This is a genomic window from Branchiibius hedensis (assembly GCF_900108585.1).
Classification (GTDB): Bacteria; Actinomycetota; Actinomycetes; order Actinomycetales; family Dermatophilaceae; genus Branchiibius; species Branchiibius hedensis.
Map to the genome: position 1 here is coordinate 145,444 of NZ_UESZ01000001.1, position 16,808 is coordinate 162,251.

Annotated in this window: 15 protein-coding genes; all 15 read left to right on the top strand. The window is 66.2% G+C overall.

The window, feature by feature from the left end; all coding sequences use genetic code 11:
• Window positions 1-15 precede the first annotated feature (15 nt).
• The 15 genes from DR843_RS00785 to DR843_RS00855 all read left to right on the top strand — a co-directional run bounded on the left by DR843_RS00785 (window position 16) and on the right by DR843_RS00855 (window position 16,808).
• The gene (locus tag DR843_RS00785) at window positions 16-705 is read left to right on the top strand and encodes a demethylmenaquinone methyltransferase (RefSeq protein WP_109688277.1); all 690 of its coding nucleotides are present in this window, start codon (window positions 16-18) and stop codon (window positions 703-705) included.
• A gap of 332 nt (window positions 706-1,037) precedes the next feature.
• On the top strand, window positions 1,038-2,345 hold the full coding sequence (locus DR843_RS00790; protein ID WP_245933930.1) for a geranylgeranyl reductase family protein: 1,308 nt from the start codon (window positions 1,038-1,040) through the stop codon (window positions 2,343-2,345).
• A gap of 40 nt (window positions 2,346-2,385) precedes the next feature.
• Window positions 2,386-2,751 (top strand): NADH-quinone oxidoreductase subunit A, encoded by a 366-nt coding sequence (locus DR843_RS00795; RefSeq protein WP_109683663.1) that lies wholly within the window; start codon window positions 2,386-2,388, stop codon window positions 2,749-2,751.
• 52 nt (window positions 2,752-2,803) lie between these two features.
• Window positions 2,804-3,358 carry a NuoB/complex I 20 kDa subunit family protein gene (locus DR843_RS00800; protein WP_109683664.1) on the top strand — a complete coding sequence of 185 codons (555 nt, stop codon included), beginning with the start codon at window positions 2,804-2,806 and terminating at the stop codon, window positions 3,356-3,358.
• A 70-nt stretch (window positions 3,359-3,428) separates the two neighbouring features.
• Window positions 3,429-4,175 (top strand): NADH-quinone oxidoreductase subunit C, encoded by a 747-nt coding sequence (locus tag DR843_RS00805; RefSeq protein ID WP_109683665.1) that lies wholly within the window; start codon window positions 3,429-3,431, stop codon window positions 4,173-4,175.
• Window positions 4,172-5,527 (top strand): NADH-quinone oxidoreductase subunit D, encoded by a 1,356-nt coding sequence (locus DR843_RS00810; protein ID WP_109683666.1) that lies wholly within the window; start codon window positions 4,172-4,174, stop codon window positions 5,525-5,527. The genes DR843_RS00805 and DR843_RS00810 overlap by 4 nt, the downstream gene beginning before the upstream one ends.
• Window positions 5,527-6,435 (top strand): NADH-quinone oxidoreductase subunit NuoE, encoded by a 909-nt coding sequence (gene nuoE / locus DR843_RS00815; RefSeq protein WP_109683667.1) that lies wholly within the window; start codon window positions 5,527-5,529, stop codon window positions 6,433-6,435. The genes DR843_RS00810 and nuoE overlap by 1 nt, the downstream gene beginning before the upstream one ends.
• A 3-nt stretch (window positions 6,436-6,438) precedes the next feature.
• Window positions 6,439-7,776 carry an NADH-quinone oxidoreductase subunit NuoF gene (gene nuoF, locus DR843_RS00820; RefSeq protein WP_109683668.1) on the top strand — a complete coding sequence of 446 codons (1,338 nt, stop codon included), beginning with the start codon at window positions 6,439-6,441 and terminating at the stop codon, window positions 7,774-7,776.
• Window positions 7,773-10,256, top strand: coding sequence for an NADH-quinone oxidoreductase subunit G (locus DR843_RS00825; protein ID WP_109683669.1), 2,484 nt, complete (start codon window positions 7,773-7,775; stop codon window positions 10,254-10,256). Before nuoF ends, DR843_RS00825 begins: the two co-directional genes overlap by 4 nt.
• Entirely contained in the window at window positions 10,253-11,632 is a 1,380-nt protein-coding gene (gene nuoH / locus DR843_RS00830) for an NADH-quinone oxidoreductase subunit NuoH (protein WP_109683670.1), read from the top strand. The genes DR843_RS00825 and nuoH overlap by 4 nt, the downstream gene beginning before the upstream one ends.
• Window positions 11,625-12,260 (top strand): NADH-quinone oxidoreductase subunit NuoI, encoded by a 636-nt coding sequence (gene nuoI / locus DR843_RS00835; protein ID WP_425451526.1) that lies wholly within the window; start codon window positions 11,625-11,627, stop codon window positions 12,258-12,260. The genes nuoH and nuoI overlap by 8 nt, the downstream gene beginning before the upstream one ends.
• A complete protein-coding gene (locus DR843_RS00840; protein ID WP_109683671.1) occupies window positions 12,257-13,051 on the top strand; it encodes an NADH-quinone oxidoreductase subunit J in 795 nt (264 codons plus the stop codon). Before nuoI ends, DR843_RS00840 begins: the two co-directional genes overlap by 4 nt.
• On the top strand, window positions 13,048-13,347 hold the full coding sequence (gene nuoK, locus DR843_RS00845; RefSeq protein ID WP_109683672.1) for an NADH-quinone oxidoreductase subunit NuoK: 300 nt from the start codon (window positions 13,048-13,050) through the stop codon (window positions 13,345-13,347). The genes DR843_RS00840 and nuoK overlap by 4 nt, the downstream gene beginning before the upstream one ends.
• A 15-nt stretch (window positions 13,348-13,362) precedes the next feature.
• On the top strand, window positions 13,363-15,273 hold the full coding sequence (gene nuoL, locus DR843_RS00850; protein ID WP_109683673.1) for an NADH-quinone oxidoreductase subunit L: 1,911 nt from the start codon (window positions 13,363-13,365) through the stop codon (window positions 15,271-15,273).
• Window positions 15,273-16,808, top strand: a complete 1,536-nt coding sequence (locus tag DR843_RS00855) for an NADH-quinone oxidoreductase subunit M (protein ID WP_109683674.1) — start codon at window positions 15,273-15,275, stop codon at window positions 16,806-16,808. Before nuoL ends, DR843_RS00855 begins: the two co-directional genes overlap by 1 nt.

Sequence of the window (16,808 nt, forward strand, 5' to 3'; positions counted from 1 at the left end):
CGGGAGGATGCAGCCATGAACCGCGCAACTCTCGACAAACAACCCACTGACGTCGCGCGGATGTTCGACGGTGTCGCTGCTCGCTACGACCTGACCAATGACGTGCTGTCGCTTGGTCAGGACCGGGCCTGGCGCACCCGGGTCGTTCAGGCGGTCGATGCCCAGCCCGGCCAGACCGTGCTCGACATCGCGGCCGGCACGGGGACCAGCAGCTTGCCGTTCGAGCGGTTGGGCGCGCACGTCGTACCGGCAGATTTCTCGATCGGGATGCTTCGCCAGGGCCGCAAGCAGTACCCGTCGTTGGCCTTCACCGCGGCCGACGCGACCCGGTTGCCGTTCGCGGACGCGTCCTTCGATGCGGTCACGATGTCGTTCGGGCTGCGCAACGTGGTGCGGGTGGATCTCGCGCTACGGGAGTTCCTGCGGGTGACCAAACCCGGCGGCCGACTGGTGATCTGTGAATTCTCAACTCCGGTGAACCCGGCCTTCCGCAAGGTCTACTCGGAGTACCTGATGGTCGCGCTGCCGAAGATTGCGCGCCGGGTGGGTTCCAACGCCGAGTCCTACGTCTACCTGGCCGAGTCCATCCAGGCGTGGCCCGATCAGGCGGGTCTCGGGGCGCAGATCGCGGCTGCGGGCTGGGGTGGGGTGGAGTGGCAGAACCTGACAGGGGGGATTGTCGCCTTGCACCGCGCCACGAAGTGATCCCCGTCAGCCGGAGCGCAGCGGAGGGTAGGGGTCACGTAGTGGCCGGAAAGGGCGACGGGGTGATTGTCGCCTTGCACCGAGGCACGAAGTGATCCCCGTCAGCCGGAGCGCAGCGGAGGGTAGGGGTCACGTAGTGGCCGGAAAGGGCGACGGGGTGATTGTCGCCTTGCACCGTGCGACCAAGGACAACTAGTGAGGTTCTCCTTAGTTCTCGCGTGCTGAATCGGAGGCATAGAGTCGGATCACCAGGCAAGTGAAGAGATTCACAAGTACGGTCGATCCGTGCGGCTACCGCCGCGCCAGGGTCGCCGAGCATGCAAGGAAGCAACGTGAGCCAGCAACATCCATCTGCCCTGTCCCAGGACAGTGCTGATGTCATCGTCGTCGGCGCCGGACCCGGCGGATCGACGACTGCCGCGTATCTGGCGATGGCCGGTCTGGACGTCCTCCTACTGGAGAAAACGCACTTTCCCCGCGAGAAGGTCTGCGGCGATGGTTTGACGCCGCGCGCCGTACGCGAACTGGTCACTCTCGGCATCCCCACGCCGGAGGACGACGGCTGGATCCGCAACAAGGGGCTGCGGATCATCGGCGGCGGCATGCGCCTGCAACTGGACTGGCCGGACACGACCAGCTTCCCGCCCTACGGTCTGGTGCGTACGCGTCAGGACTTCGACGACATCCTCGCCCGGCACGCGGTCAAGCACGGCGCGAAGCTGCGCGAAGGCATCAACGTGACCGCTCCGATCCTCGAGAACGGCAAGGTTGTCGGCGTCGAGGCCAAGGAGATGGGCGTCGACGGCCGCGCGACCGGCAACACGATGACCTTCCGCGCCCCGCTGGTGATCGCCGCCGACGGCAACTCAGCCCGCCTCGCGCTGGCGATGGGCCGGGAGAAGCGCGAAGACCGGCCGATCGGGGTGGCGGTGCGCGCGTACTACACCAGCCCCCGGCACGACGACGACTACCTGGAGTCCTGGCTGGAACTGTGGTCCACCGACGAGGCGGGCAACAAGATCCTGCTGCCCGGCTACGGCTGGATCTTCGGCGTCGGTGACGGCACGAGCAACATCGGGCTGGGCATCCTGAACACCTCCAAGGCGTTCGGGCGTACCGACTACCGCGACGTCATGAAGCGATGGGTCGCCACCATGCCGGCCGAGTGGACGTACAACGACGAGACCATCACCGGACCGATCCGCGGCGCCGCCTTGCCGATGGGCTTCAACCGCGCCCCGATGTACGCCGATGGGTTGCTTCTGGTGGGCGACGCCGCCGGAGCGATCAACCCGTTCAACGGCGAAGGTATCGCCTACGCCATGGAGTCGGGCCGGATCGCTGCCGAGGTCGTCTCGCAGGCGTTCGCGCGCGCCGACGACGCCGGCCGCGAACGGGTGCTCTCGACGTACCCGAAGGTCATGCGCGAAGCCCTCGGCGGTTACTTCACGCTCGGCCGCTGGTTCGCCAAGGCGATCGGCAATCCCGAGGTGATGCGGTTGGCCGTCAAGTACGGACTGCCGCGGCAGACGATGATGCGGTTCTTGCTCAAGGTGATGGCCAACCTCGGGGACGAGAACGGCGGGCACGTCGATGATCGACTGCTCGCAGCGCTGAACAAGATCACCCCAGCGGCATGAGTTGCGGCAATAGCATGGGGTCACGGAAGGAGTCGCGCAGGTGAACGGGTACTCATACGCACCGTTGCTGTTCTTCCTCGCCCTGGGTGGGGGATTCGCAGCGTTCTCTGTGGCGATCGGACCCATCACGGGCCGTCGCCGGTACAACCGCGCCAAGGCGGATGCCTACGAATGTGGCATCCAGCCCAGTCCGCACGCCGAGGGCGGCGGCCGCGTGCCGATCAAGTACTACCTGACGGCCATGCTCTTCATCATCTTCGACGTGGAAAGCGTCTTCCTCTTCCCGTTCGCTGTGGCGTTCGACCGGATGGGGCTGTTCGCGCTGGTCGAGATGGTGCTGTTCATCATCACCGTGTTCGTTGCCTACGCCTACGTGTGGCGTCGCGGCGGCCTGGAATGGGACTGATGGCAAACACCCTGACAGTCAAGCTATTTCACCAGCAGAAGGGAGCCCACTGATGGGGATCGAGGAGAAGCTGCCCGCGGGCTTCATGCTCACCTCTGTGGAGGTGCTCGCTGGCTACATGCGCCAATTCTCCGTGTGGCCGGCCACGTTCGGCCTCGCGTGCTGCGCGATCGAGATGATGGCCGTCGGCACGCCGGACTACGACATCGCCCGGTTCGGCATGGAGCGCTTCAGCGCCACCCCGCGCCAGGCGGATCTGATGATCGTCGCCGGCCGGGTGAGCCAGAAGATGGCCCCGGTCGTGCGCCAGGTCTACGACCAGATGCCTGAGCCCAAGTGGGTCATCTCGATGGGGGTGTGCGCCAGCTCCGGCGGCATGTTCAACAACTACGCCATCGTGCAGGGTGTCGACCACATCATCCCGGTCGACATCTATCTACCCGGCTGTCCGCCGCGACCGCAGATGCTGGAGCACGCGATCCTGGAGCTGCACAAGCAGATCCGCAGCACGAAGTTCGGCGTCAACCGCAAGGAAGCGGCCAAGGCTGCTGAGGCGGCCGCGCTGGCGGCGACGCCGACGCACGCGATGAAGGGGTTATTGGCGTGATGACAGCGAAGCGAGGAAACGAGCGCAGCGGGGCCCGGAACGAGCGCGGAATCGCGCCCGGAGGTGCAGCGTGAGCGATACCCAAGGGGAGAACGCTGCGCTGAGCGGCGTGACCGAGCACGAGGTCGACGAGCACGCGACGCAGGACGCGCCGGTCGAAATCGCCCACCGCACAGGCATGTTCGGCTCGTCGCTGGGTGGAGACACCACGGGGTACGGCGGCCTGGACCGGCCGATCTTCTTCCCCGGCGCCGCGACCCGGCCTTACGGCTCGTACTTCGATGAGATCGTCGACAACCTGGGCCGCGCGCTCGGTGCCGCCGGCGAGACCACCCTGCAGGACGCCGTACGCCGAGTGGTGGTCGACCGCGACGAGCTCACCTTGTTCATCGACCCGGCCCACCTGCTGTCCGTGGTCAAGGTGTTGCGCGACGACCCGGCGCTGCGGTTCGAGATGTGCCTGTCGGTCTCGGGTGTGCACTATCCGCAGGAGACCGGCGCGGAGCTGCACGCGGTCTACGAGTTCCTGTCGATCACCAACGGCTCGCGGCGGGTTCGGCTCGAACTCACCACCGCCGATGATGACCGGCACCTGCCCAGCATCGTGCCGGTCTACCCCAGCGCGGATTGGCACGAGCGTGAGACCTGGGACATGTTCGGGATTATTTTCGATGGCCACCCGGCGCTGACCCGGATCCTGATGCCCGACGACTGGCCGGGCCACCCGCAACGCAAGGACTATCCGCTGGGCGGTATCCCGGTGGAATACAAGGGCGCGACGGTTCCGCCGCCGGACGATCGGAGGTCCTACCGGTGACCACTACTTCGGACACTTCAGACGCCTACGGCGCCTCGACCCCGGACGACGTCGAGGAAGGCACCCCGGTCGTCAACTCCTACGGCGGCGACTGGGACAGCGTCGTCGATGAGGTCACGGCCCTGTCCGACGAGCGCATCGTCGTCAACATGGGCCCGCAGCACCCCTCCACCCACGGTGTGTTGCGGCTGGTGCTCGAACTCGACGGCGAGACAGTCACCGAGGCTCGCGCCGGAATCGGCTACTTGCACACCGGGATCGAGAAGAACATGGAGTTCCGCACCTGGGTGCAGGGCGTCACGTTCTGCACCCGGATGGACTACCTGACCCCGATCCTGAACGAGACGGCCTACTGCCTCGCGGTCGAGAAGCTGCTCGGCATCACCGATCAGGTGCCGGAGCGCGCCAGCACCATCCGGGTGATGATGATGGAGCTGAACCGGATGGGTTCGCACCTGGTCGCCCTGGCCACCGGCGGGATGGAGATGGGCGCGACCACGGTCATGACCATCGGCTTCCGCGAGCGTGAGCGGATCCTGTCGATCTTCGAAATGGTCACCGGTCTGCGGATGAACAACAACTACATCCGTCCCGGTGGCGTCGCCCAGGACATTCCGCCCGGTTGCCTCGACAAGGTCCGAGAAGCGCTGCGGGACATGAAGAAGGGCATCGGTGAGCTCGAGGCCCTGCTGCTGGAGAACCCGATCCTGAAGGGCCGCACCGTCGACGTCGGCTACCTGGACCTGACCGGCTGCATGGCGCTGGGCATCACCGGCCCGATGCTGCGGGCCACGGGGCTGCCGCACGATCTGCGCAAGAGCAACCCTTACTGCGGTTACGAGACCTACGACTTCGACGTCGCGACCTGGGACACCTGCGACGCCTACGGGCGGCTGCGCGTGCGGGTCAACGAGATGCACGAGTCGATGAAGATCGTCGAGCAGTGCGTCCAGCGTCTCGACGGCCCGGCCGGTCCGGTCATGGTTGCGGACAAGAAGATCGCCTGGCCGGCGCAGTTGGCGGTCGGCAGCGATGGTCAGGGCAACAGCCTTGACCACATCCGCGAGATCATGGGCGAGTCGATGGAGTCGTTGATCCATCACTTCAAGCTGGTCACCGAGGGTTTCCGGGTACCGCCGGGTCAGGCGTACGCCGCGGTGGAGAGCGCCAAGGGCGAACTCGGTTGTCACGCAGTCTCCGACGGCTCGACCCGGCCCTACCGGGTGCACTTCCGGGAGCCGTCCTTCAACAACCTGCAGGCGGTCGCCGCGTTGTCCGAAGGCGGCCAGATCGGTGACGTGATCGTCGCCGTCGCCTCGATCGACCCAGTCATGGGAGGGGTGGATCGCTGATGAGCATTGATGACGCGGAAATCCGCGAAGCGTACGACCTGGAGGGAATCCCGGAGCCGTTCCACCGGCTGACCCCGATCCAGCCCAGCGAGAGCAAGTACGACGAGGCGCAGCTGACCGCGTTGCGGGCCGACGCCGCTCAGATCATCGCGCGTTACCCGCACAAGCGATCCGCGTTGTTGCCGCTGCTGCACCTGGTGCAGAGCGTCGATGGCTACGTGACCGGTCGTGGCGTGGCCTTCTGCGCCGAGCAGCTCGAGCTGACCGACGCCGAGGTGACCGGCGTTGCGACGTTCTACACGCAGTACAAGCGCCACCCCAACGGCGAGTACACCGTCGGGGTCTGCACCAACACGCTGTGTGCGGTCATGGGTGGTGACCTGATCTTCGAGCGGCTCTCCGAGCATCTGGGGATCGGGCACGACGAGACCACCGAAGACGGCAAGATCACCCTCGAGCGTGTCGAGTGCAACGCGGCGTGCGACTACGCGCCGGTCGTGATGGCCAACTGGGAGTTCATGGACAACCAGACTCCGGAGTCCACGATCGACTTCGTCGAGGATTTGCGTGCCGGCAAACCGGTGCGACCCAGCCGCGGCCCGAACGCGATCTGCACCTTCAAGCAGGTCTCGCGGGTGCTCGCCGGTTTCAACGACGGCCTCGCCGATCAGGGTGTCGGCGCCGGTTCGGCGTCGCTGGCCGGGCTGGAGTTGGTGCGCGCCGAAGAGCGTGAGTCCGGTCAGAGCACCGGCGCCACGCACGGCTCGACCGACACCTCCGATGAGGCCGCTGACACCGGCGGGATGCTGCCGGGATTGCACACCTCGCAGGACACCCCCGCCAACGATCCGGACACGTTGCCGCAGAGCAGCGGTGGCGACGCGCAGCAGACCAAGGACGAGGAGTAAGTCGTGAGCACTCCGTTGACCCCGATCCTCACAAAGTTCTGGGACGACCCGCAGTCGTGGACCCTGGACACCTACGTCAAGCACGAGGGCTACCAGGGTCTTGATAAGGCGCTGGGCATGAGCCAGGAAGACCTCGTCGCGGCGGCCAAGGACTCCGGTCTGCGTGGCCGTGGTGGAGCGGGCTTCCCGACCGGCCTGAAGTGGTCCTTCCTGCCCAAGCCGGACGGCGGCCCGCGGTACCTCGTGGTCAACGCCGACGAGTCCGAGCCGGGCACCTGCAAGGACATCCCGTTGTTGATGGCCGCGCCGCACTTCTTGATCGAAGGCGTTGCGATCACCTCGTTCGCGATCGGCTGCAACCACGCCTTCATTTATCTGCGCGGTGAGGTGGTGCACGTCTACCGCCGGCTGCTGCACGCGGTCGAAGAGGCCTATGCCGCAGGACACCTGGGCAAGAACATCCACGGCAGCGGTTTCGACCTCGACGTGACGGTGCACGCCGGTGCCGGTGCCTACATCTGCGGTGAGGAGACGGCACTGCTGGACTCCTTGGAGGGTCGGCGCGGTCAACCCCGGTTGAAGCCGCCGTTCCCCGCGGTCGCAGGTCTGTACGCCCGTCCGACCGTGGTCAACAACGTCGAGTCCATCGCGTCCGTGCCGCCGATCGTGCTGCACGGTGCGGACTGGTTCGCCGACATGGGCACGGAGAAGTCCAAGGGCTTCGGCATCTTCAGTCTGTCCGGGCACGTCACGACCCCGGGTCAGTACGAAGCGCCGCTGGGGATCACCCTGCGCGAGTTGCTGGACATGTCCGGTGGGATCCGCGACGGTCACGAATTGAAGTTCTGGACGCCGGGCGGCTCGTCCACGCCGATCTTCACGGCTGAACATCTCGACGTACCCCTGGATTTCGAGTCTGTGGCCGCCGCCGGCTCCATGCTGGGCACCCGCGCACTGCAGATCTTCGACGAGACGGTCTCGGTCGTCCGCGCGGTGAGCCGGTGGATCGACTTCTACGCGCACGAGTCGTGCGGCAAGTGCACCCCGTGCCGTGAGGGCACGTTCTGGTTGAAGCAGATCATGACCCGCCTCGAATACGGCCAGGGCACCCAGGACGACATCGACAAACTGGTCGACATCTGCGACAACATCCTCGGCCGCAGCTTCTGCGCGTTGGGTGACGGCGCCACCAGCCCGGTCACGTCCGCGGTGAAGTACTTCCGTGAGGAGTTCGAGGCCGGGATGCACACCCCGTGGTGGGAGGCCTTCCCGCCGGAACGCTCTGTCCTGTTCCCCGTCACCGCGAATCCGTCAACCGCGAAGGAGACGATCCCCGCATGACGACTGTGACCTCACCGGCCGCAGGCGGCAACGCGGTCGACAAGGGTGGCAACGCCGCCCCGCCGATCGCGCCCGATGCGATCAACCTGACCATCGACGGTCTGCCGGTCAGCGTGCCCAAGGGCACGCTGGTCATTCGCGCCGCCGAGAAGGCAGGCATCGAAGTTCCGCGCTTCTGCGACCACCCGTTGCTGGACCCGGTCGGCGCGTGCCGCCAGTGCCTGGTCGACGTGGCGACGCCCGGTCCCGACGGCTCGATGCGGGCGATGCCCAAGCCGCAGGCGTCCTGCACCATCGAGGCCACCGAGGGCATGCAGGTCAAGACCCAGCACACCTCGCCCGTGGCCGAGAAGGCGCAGCACGGCGTGATGGAGTTGCTGCTGATCAACCACCCGCTGGACTGCCCGGTCTGCGACAAGGGTGGTGAGTGCCCGCTGCAGAACCAAGCGATGAGCAACGGGCGGCCCAAGAGCCGTTTCGAGGACATCAAGCGCACCTACCCCAAGCCGATCAACATCTCCTCAGAGGTGCTGCTGGACCGGGAGCGCTGCGTGTTGTGCGCTCGCTGCACCCGGTTCTCCGACCAGATCGCCGGCGACCCGTTCATCTCCCTCATCGAGCGTGGCGCCCTGCAGCAGGTGGGCATCTACGAGGAGAAGCCGTTCAAGAGCTACTTCTCCGGCAACACCGTCCAGATCTGCCCGGTCGGCGCGTTGACCGGTGCGGCCTACCGCTTCCGCTCCCGCCCGTTCGACCTGGTCTCCACCCCGAGCGTGTGCGAGCACTGCGCCGGCGGTTGCTCGCTGCGCGTCGACCACCGCCGCGGCGTCGTCCTGCGTCGGATGGCGCTGAACGACCCGCAGGTCAACGAGGAGTGGAACTGCGACAAGGGCCGCTGGGCGTTCACCTATGCGACCAGCGACCGGCTGAACTACCCGCTGATCCGCGAGAACGGTGAACTGCGCGTGGCCGGTTGGCCCGAGGCGTTGGAGTTCGCGGCACGCGGCCTGAAGGCCGCCGGGGCTGCCGGGGTCCTGACCGGTGGCCGGATGAGCGTCGAAGACGCTTACGCCTACAGCAAATTCGCGCGGCTGGTGCTGGGCACCAACGACGTCGACTTCCGGGCCCGGCCGCACTCGGCCGAGGAGGCTGAGTTCTTGGCCCACCACGTGGCCGGCACCGGTGTCGACTCGCCGGACGCCGTCACGTACGACGCCCTGGAGCAGGCGGACACCGTGCTTCTCGTCGGGTTGGAGCCCGAGGAAGAAGCGGCCATGGTCTTCCTGCGACTGCGCAAGGCGTGGCGCAAGAAGCAACTCAAGGTCGTCTCGATCGCGCCCTTCGAGACCAATGGCTTGCGCAAGGCGGGTGGTGCCTTGATCCAGGCCGCCCCCGGCACCGAGGCCGAGGTCCTCGACGCGCTGGCCAAGGGCACGATCAGCGAGTACGCCGATGTGCTGGGTCGCGAGTCAATCGTCCTGGCCGGCGCCCGGTTGGCGAGTGTCCCCGGCGCGCTGTCCGCAGCGCTGTCGCTGTCGCAGGCCACCGGCGCTCGGTTGGCGTGGCTGCCGCGCCGGGCCGGTGAGCGGGGTGCGCTGGAGGCCGGCGCACTGCCCAACCTGCTCCCGGGTGGGCGACCCGTCGCCAACGCCGAAGCCCGCGGCTCCATCGAAACCGTTTGGGGGGCAACGGATCTGCCCGACACCCCGGGGCGTGACACGACCGGGATCCTGCGAGCCGCTGCCGCGGGAGAGATCGGTGGGGTCGTGATCGGCGGGGTGGACCTGGACGATCTGCCCGACCCCGCGGCCGCCCGAGCCGCGCTGACCGATGCGTTCGTGGTGTCCCTTGAGCTGCGGACCAGCACGGTCAGCGAGGTCGCCGACGTGATCCTGCCCGTTGCCGCCCATCAGGAGAAGGACGGCTCCTTCGTCAACTGGGAAGGCCGGGTGCGCCCCTTCGAGCGGGCCATCGAGACCCAGGGGATGTCGGACTACCGGGTCCTGGATCTGCTGGCCGGCGAAATGGGCGAATTCCTCGGGACGCGCACCGTCGCCGCCATCCAGACCGAGTTGGCCGAGATCGGAGCATGGACCGGCGAGCGGGCCACGCGTCCGAGGGCGACCGGTGGTTCGGTGCCGCGGCCGCTGGCCGGTGAAGCGGTCCTCGCAACCTGGAATCTGCTGCTGGACAAGGGTTCCCTGCAAGAGGGGGAGCCGTTCCTCGCGGGCACCGCGCACCCCAGCGTCGCGCGGATCTCCGCGGCGACGGCTGCCGGCGCAGGCGTCGCAGACGGTGACCCGCTGACGGTGCAGGCCAAGGCCGGATCGGTGACGTTGCCGGTGGCGATCACCGATATGCCCGACCACGTGGTGTGGTTGCCGACGAAGTCGCAAGGGTGCGCCGTCCGCGCTGACCTCGCGGTCGACGCCGGAGCGATCGTGGCGCTGCGCGCCGGGACGAAGGAGGCGGTGCGATGAGCGCCCTGGTCACCCTGGCCGCGACGACGGACAACCCGGTCGCTGACTTCAGTGACACGCCCTGGTGGCTCTCGCTGGTCAAGGCCGTCTTCCTCTTCGTCATCCTGCTGCTGTCGACGTTGATCGTGATCTGGTTCGAACGACGCGTCATCGGCCGGATGCAGCAGCGGCCCGGCCCCAACCGGTTCGGACCGTGGGGCATCTTCCAGTCCGCCGCCGACGGCGTGAAGCTGGCCTTCAAGGAGGACGTGGTCCCCGCCAAGGCCGACAAGTTCATGTTCATCCTCGCGCCGACCCTGGCCGGGGCGATGGCATTCGTGTCGTTCGCCATCATCCCGATCAGCAACAGCGTCTGGATGTTCGGGCACCACACGCCGCTGCAGTTGACCGACACCCCGATCGCCGTACTCCTGGTGCTCGCCGTTGCGGGAGTCGGCACCTACGGCATCGTCCTGGCCGGCTGGGCCTCCGGGTCGACGTACCCGCTGCTGGGTGGTCTGCGCTCCAGCGCCCAGGTGATCTCCTACGAGATCGCGATGGGTCTGTCGCTGGTCGTGGTCTTCATGTACGCCAAGTCGATGTCCACCTCGCAGATCGTCGCCGCGCAGAGCAGTCTGTGGTTCGCGATCCCGGCGTTCTTCTCCCTCATCGTCTACGTCATCACCATGGTCGGTGAGACCAACCGGTTGCCGTTCGACCTCGCCGAGGGCGAGGGCGAGCTCACCGGAGGTTTCCACACCGAGTACTCCTCGATGAAGTTCGCGATGTTCTACCTCGGTGAGTACGTCAACATGTTCACCGTCGCCGGCTTGGCCACCACGATGTTCTTCGGTGGCTGGCAGGCGCCGCCCGGGATCAGCGCGATCAACAACGGCATGTTCAACGGCGGTTGGTGGGGCTTGCTCTGGTTCGGCATCAAGCTGTGGCTGTTCATGTTCTTCTTCGTCTGGCTGCGCGGTTCGCTACCGCGGGTGCGGTACGACCAGTTCATGCGCCTGGGCTGGAAGGTGCTGATCCCGACCACGCTGATCTGGGTGGTGGCGATCGCCTTCATCAGGGCCGCGCAATTGGGCTTCCTGGGGGATCGGCAGGTCAGCCTCTTCGGCAAGACGTTCCCGCAGGCCACGATGTTCGTGGTCGGAGTGATTGCGGTTCTCGTGCTGATCGCCGCCTGGATCTTCGATAGCCGGCAGGCTCGCAAGGCGGCTGTCGACACCTCGCCGCCAGCCGAGATCGACCCGTTCGCCGGCGGTTACCCCGTTCCGCCGCTACCCGGCCAGCGGTTGCGTGAACCAGTCCCGGCGCTGGCCGCTGCCAGTGCGACCCGCACTGCCACCGACGACTCGCTCACCCCAGTGGAGGAATCCCGTGACTGACAACCCAGTGCCCGTCAACGGGCCCGGTGACCAGGAGAAGAAGGGTTTCCTCGCGGATCTCTTCGCACCGGTCGCCGGATTCGGGGTCACCTTCTCGACGATGTTCCGCAAGGTGCCGACCGAGGAGTACCCCGAGGAGAAGCGCCCGACGCAGCTGCGCTTCCACGGGCGCCACCAGCTCAACCGGCACCCGGACGGCCTGGAGAAGTGCGTCGGTTGCGAGTTGTGTGCTTGGGCGTGCCCGGCGGACGCGATTCTGGTCGAAGGCGCCAACAACGACGACGCCACGGGCGAGCGGTTCTCACCGGGGGAGCGCTACGGCCGCGTCTACCAGATCAACTACTTGCGCTGCATTTTCTGCGGTCTGTGCATCGAGGCGTGCCCCACGCGGGCCCTGACGATGACCAACGAGTACGAACTCGCGGACAACAACCGGGCCGATCTGATCTTCACCAAGGATCAGCTACTGGCTCCGCTACAGTCCGGGATGCTGCCCGCCCCGCACCCGATGGTCGAGGGGATGGAAGAGCGCGACTACTACCAGGGCAAGGTCACCGGACCTACCCAGGCCCAGCGTGACTGGGTCGAGCAGCACGAGGAAGCCAAGCAGGAAGAACACGTCTCATGACCCACCTCGGAGGTGCGGAAACCACCCTGTTCTGGGTTGGTGCACCGCTTGCCGTCCTCGGCGCCCTCGGGTTGCTCTTTGCCCGCAAAGCGGTCCACGCCGCGATGGGCATGGCGCTGACCATGATCATCCTGGGTGTCTTCTACATCGCCCAGCAGGCCGAGTTCCTCGGTGTCATCCAGATCTTCGTCTACTCCGGCGCCGTCATGATGCTCTTCCTGTTCGTCATCATGCTGATCGGTGTCGACTCCTCCGACTCGTTGGTGGAGACCATCCGTGGCCAGCGCGTCGCCGGTCTCCTCCTCAGCCTGGCGCTGATGGCGATGCTGCTCGCGCAGGTCGCACACGCACGGTTCCCGACCGCCGTCGGTCTGCAGCAGGTCAACGCCGACCCGGGCAACGTCAGCGGGATCGCCAACCTGATCTTCGGGCCGTACGTGTGGCCGTTCGAGGTCACCTCGGCGCTGCTGATCACCGCCGCGATCGGAGCGATGATCCTGGCGCACCGCGAGCGGTTGAGCGCCAAGCCCAGCCAGGCCGACTGGTCGCGTGAGCGCATCAAGTCCGGTGAGAACGTCGCCGGTCTGCCCGTGCCGGGTGTCTACGCCCGGAGCAACTCGGTCGACACTCCGGCCCTGCTGCCCGACGGCTCGATCAGCGAGTTGTCGGTCTCGCGGGTCCTGCGGGCGCGTAAGCAGATCGCCGACAGCCGCGCGGAGTTGGAGCACTCCCAGGAGTTGGAAGCGGAGTCGGGAGACATGACCTCGCAAGAAGTGGGTGACCGCCAGTGAGCTTGATCGGATACATCTACCTGTCGGTGATCCTGTTCTCCATCGGCACCGCAGTCGTGCTGCTGCGACGCAACGCGATCATCGTGTTCATGGGGGTCGAGTTGATGCTCAACGCCGCCAACCTCTCCTTCGTCACGTTTGCGCGCATGTTCGGCACGCTCGATGGTCAGGTGATCGCCCTGTTCGTGATGGTGGTTGCCGCTGCGGAGGTCGTTGTCGGCCTCGCGATCATCATGGCCATCTATCGGGCTCGCCGGTCGGCTTCGGTCGACGACGCGAACCTGCTGAAGCTGTAAGGGATCGGTGAACTGATGCAGTCCTTGGAAACGACAGCAGCGACGGGGTTGGCCAGTGCTGGCTGGCTGCTCATCGCGCTGCCGCTGGCCGGTGCGGCGATCCTCCTGCTGGGCGGGAAAGCCCTGGACAAGGTAGGGCCCTACATCGCTGTCGCGATGTCCTGGCTGGCTTGCCTGCTGGGGATCGGGATTGTGATCCAGCTGGCCGGCCGGGCCAGTGACGCGCGCTCGTTGCACCTGCACCTGTTCTCCTGGTTGCAGACCGGTGACTTCAAGCTCGACGCCGGTCTGCTGATGGACCCGCTGTCGCTGACGTTCGTCTTGCTGATCACCTTCGTCGGCTCGCTGATCCACGTCTACTCGCTGGGGTACATGGAGCACGATCCAGACAAGCGGCGGTTCTTCGCCTATCTCAACCTCTTCATCGCCGCGATGCTCACGCTGGTGCTGGCCGACTCCTACGGTCTGCTCTTCGTCGGCTGGGAAGGCGTCGGTCTGGCCTCGTTCCTGCTGATCAGCTTCTGGAACTGGAACCCGGCCTACGCCACCGCCGGTAACAAGGCGTTCATCATGAACCGCGTCGGTGACTTCGGTCTGCTGCTGGGCATCTTCACCATGTTCGCGACGTTCGGCCGGATCGACTTCGCCGGCGTCGACGCCGGTGTGCAGGGCGCGAGCAAGGGTGTGTTGACCGCGATCGGCATCTTCCTGCTGGTGGGTGCCTGCGGTAAGTCGGCGCAGTTCCCGTTGCAGGCCTGGCTGGGCGATGCGATGGCCGGTCCGACACCGGTGTCGGCGCTGATCCACGCAGCGACCATGGTGACCGCGGGTGTCTACCTGATCGCCCGCAGCAACGTCATCTACACCGCCACCCCGGACGCTCGCCTCGCCGTGTGCATCGTGGGTGCCATCACGCTGGTCTACGGCGCCATCGTCGGTTGCGCCAAGGACGACCTGAAGAAGGCCCTCGCCGCCTCGACGATGTCCCAGATCGGCTACATGATCCTCGCCGCCGGCCTCGGCCCGATCGGCTACGCGTTCGCGATCTTCCACCTGCTCACGCACGGTTTCTTCAAGGCCGGCATGTTCCTCGGTGCCGGTTCGGTCATGCACGCCATGAACGACCAGGTGAACATGCGCAGATTCGGCGGCCTGTCCACCGTCATGAAAATCACCTGGGTCACCTTCGGCCTGGGGTATTTGGCGATCATCGGTATCCCCGGCCTGTCCGGGTTCTGGTCGAAGGACAAGATCATCGAGAGTGCGTTCGTCGGCGATGGCTGGCGACCCTGGGTCTTCGGTGGGGCGGCCATGCTGGCGGCGGGGTTGACCGCTTTCTACATGTCGCGGTTGTTCTTCATGACCTTCCAGGGCAAGGCCCGCTGGACCGACGACGTGCACCCGCACGAGTCGCCCCTGGTGATGACCATCCCGATGATGGTGCTGGCGTTCGGCTCGGCGTTCCTGGGTCTGATCCTCGGTCCGACCGGGATCATCACCTCCTGGTTGAAGCCGGTGTTGGGTGAAGTCGGTGAGGACCACCCGGTCCTGCCCGTGTGGGTGCTGATGATCCTGACCCTCGCGCTGGTGTTGCTCGGAATCTTCGTGGCCTACCGCCAGTTCTGGGCCAGCGATGTGCCGATCAACCCACCGGTCGGCTCGCCGCTCACGCAAGCGGCCCGCAAAGACCTGTACCAGGACGACATCAACGAGGCGGTCTTCGCCCGTCCCGGTGTCCACCTGACCCGGGCCCTGGTCTACGCCGACAACAAGGGTGTCGATGGCGCCGTTGGTGGTGCGGCCGCGCTGATCGGCGGCTCGTCGTCCCGGTTGCGCAAGATCCAGAACGGCTTTGTGCGTTCGTACGCTCTGACGATGCTCCTCGGCGTCGTCGCAATCCTCGGCATCGTGTGGGTGGTCCAGTGATGTGGTTGACAACGCTCGGTCTGATCCCGCTGGTCGGGGCCCTGATCGTCGCCTTCCTGCCGAAGAGTTCAGCGGTCTACGCACGGCACATCGCACTGGCCTTCTCCCTGGTCACGCTGGTGTTCGGCATCGTGATGGCCACCCGCTTCGACCTGAACTCCACCGCGCAGTTCCAGCTCACCGAGACCCACTCCTGGATCCCGCAGTTCGGTGTCTCCTACGCGCTCGGCGTTGACGGGATCGCGCTCGCGCTGATCCTGATGAGCCTGGTCCTGGTGCCGGTGTCGCTGTTGGCGGCGTGGAATGACGAGCCGGAGGCCGGTCGGCGTCAGCAGGTCTACTTCGCCCTGCTCCTGGTGCTCGAGACGTTCATGATCGGCGTCTTCGCCGCGACCGACGTCTTCTTGTTCTACGTCTTCTTCGAGGCGATGCTGATCCCGGTCTACTTCCTGATCGGAACGTTCGGCGGTGCGCGCCGGCAGTACGCCGCGGTGAAGTTCCTGCTGTTCTCGCTGCTGGGTGGCCTGATCATGCTGATCGCGGTCATCGCGCTGTACCAGCAGGGACCCGGCGGTGACGACGGCTTCCTGATCAGCAAGCTGACCGGGTTGCACATGTCGACCAGCACCGAGCGGCTGATCTTCCTTGGCTTCTTCCTCGCCTTCGCGATCAAGGCGCCGATGTGGCCGGTGCACACCTGGCTACCCGATGCCGCCGCCGAGTCGCGGCCGGCGGTGGCGGTCCTGCTCGTGGGTGTGCTGGACAAGGTCGGCACCTTCGGAATGATCCGGTTCTGCCTGCAGCTGTTCCCCGAGGCCAGCAAGTGGGCGACACCGGTGGTGATCGTGCTGGCGTTGATATCGATCATCTACGGGGCTCTGGTCGCGATCGGCCAGACCGACATGATGCGCCTGATCGCCTACACCTCGGTCAGTCACTTCGGGTTCATCGTGCTGGGCATCTTCGCGCTCACCTCGACCTCCCAGGCCGGGGCGAACCTCTACATGGTCAACCACGGCTTCACGACCGCAGCCCTGTTCCTGTTCGCCGGGTTCCTGATCGTGCGCCGCGGCAGCAAGAACATCGCCGACTACGGCGGTTGGCAGCGGGTGACCCCGGTCCTGGCCGGCGTGTTCCTGATCGCCGGTCTGTCGGGTCTGTCGCTGCCCGGGTTGAACTCCTTCATCTCCGAGTTCCTGGTGATGATGGGCACCTTCAGCCGGTACAAGTGGGCCGGTGCCATCGCCGCCCTCGGCGTGATCCTCGCGGCGATCTACGTGTTGTGGCTCTACAAGCGGGTGATGACCGGGCCGAAGCCGGAAGGGCTGGCCACAGCGGATGGCGGCACCGTTGCGGACCTGTCGGTGCGCGAGAAGGTGGTGGCCGGCGTACTCATCGCGTTCATGGTCGCGCTCGGGTTCTATCCCAAGCCGGCGTTGGATCTGTTGAATCCGGCGGTCAAACAGACGTTGCAGTACACGCATTCGACCGACCCGGTTCCCGCGGTCCAGGTCGCTGAGGGGAGCGGCAAGTGA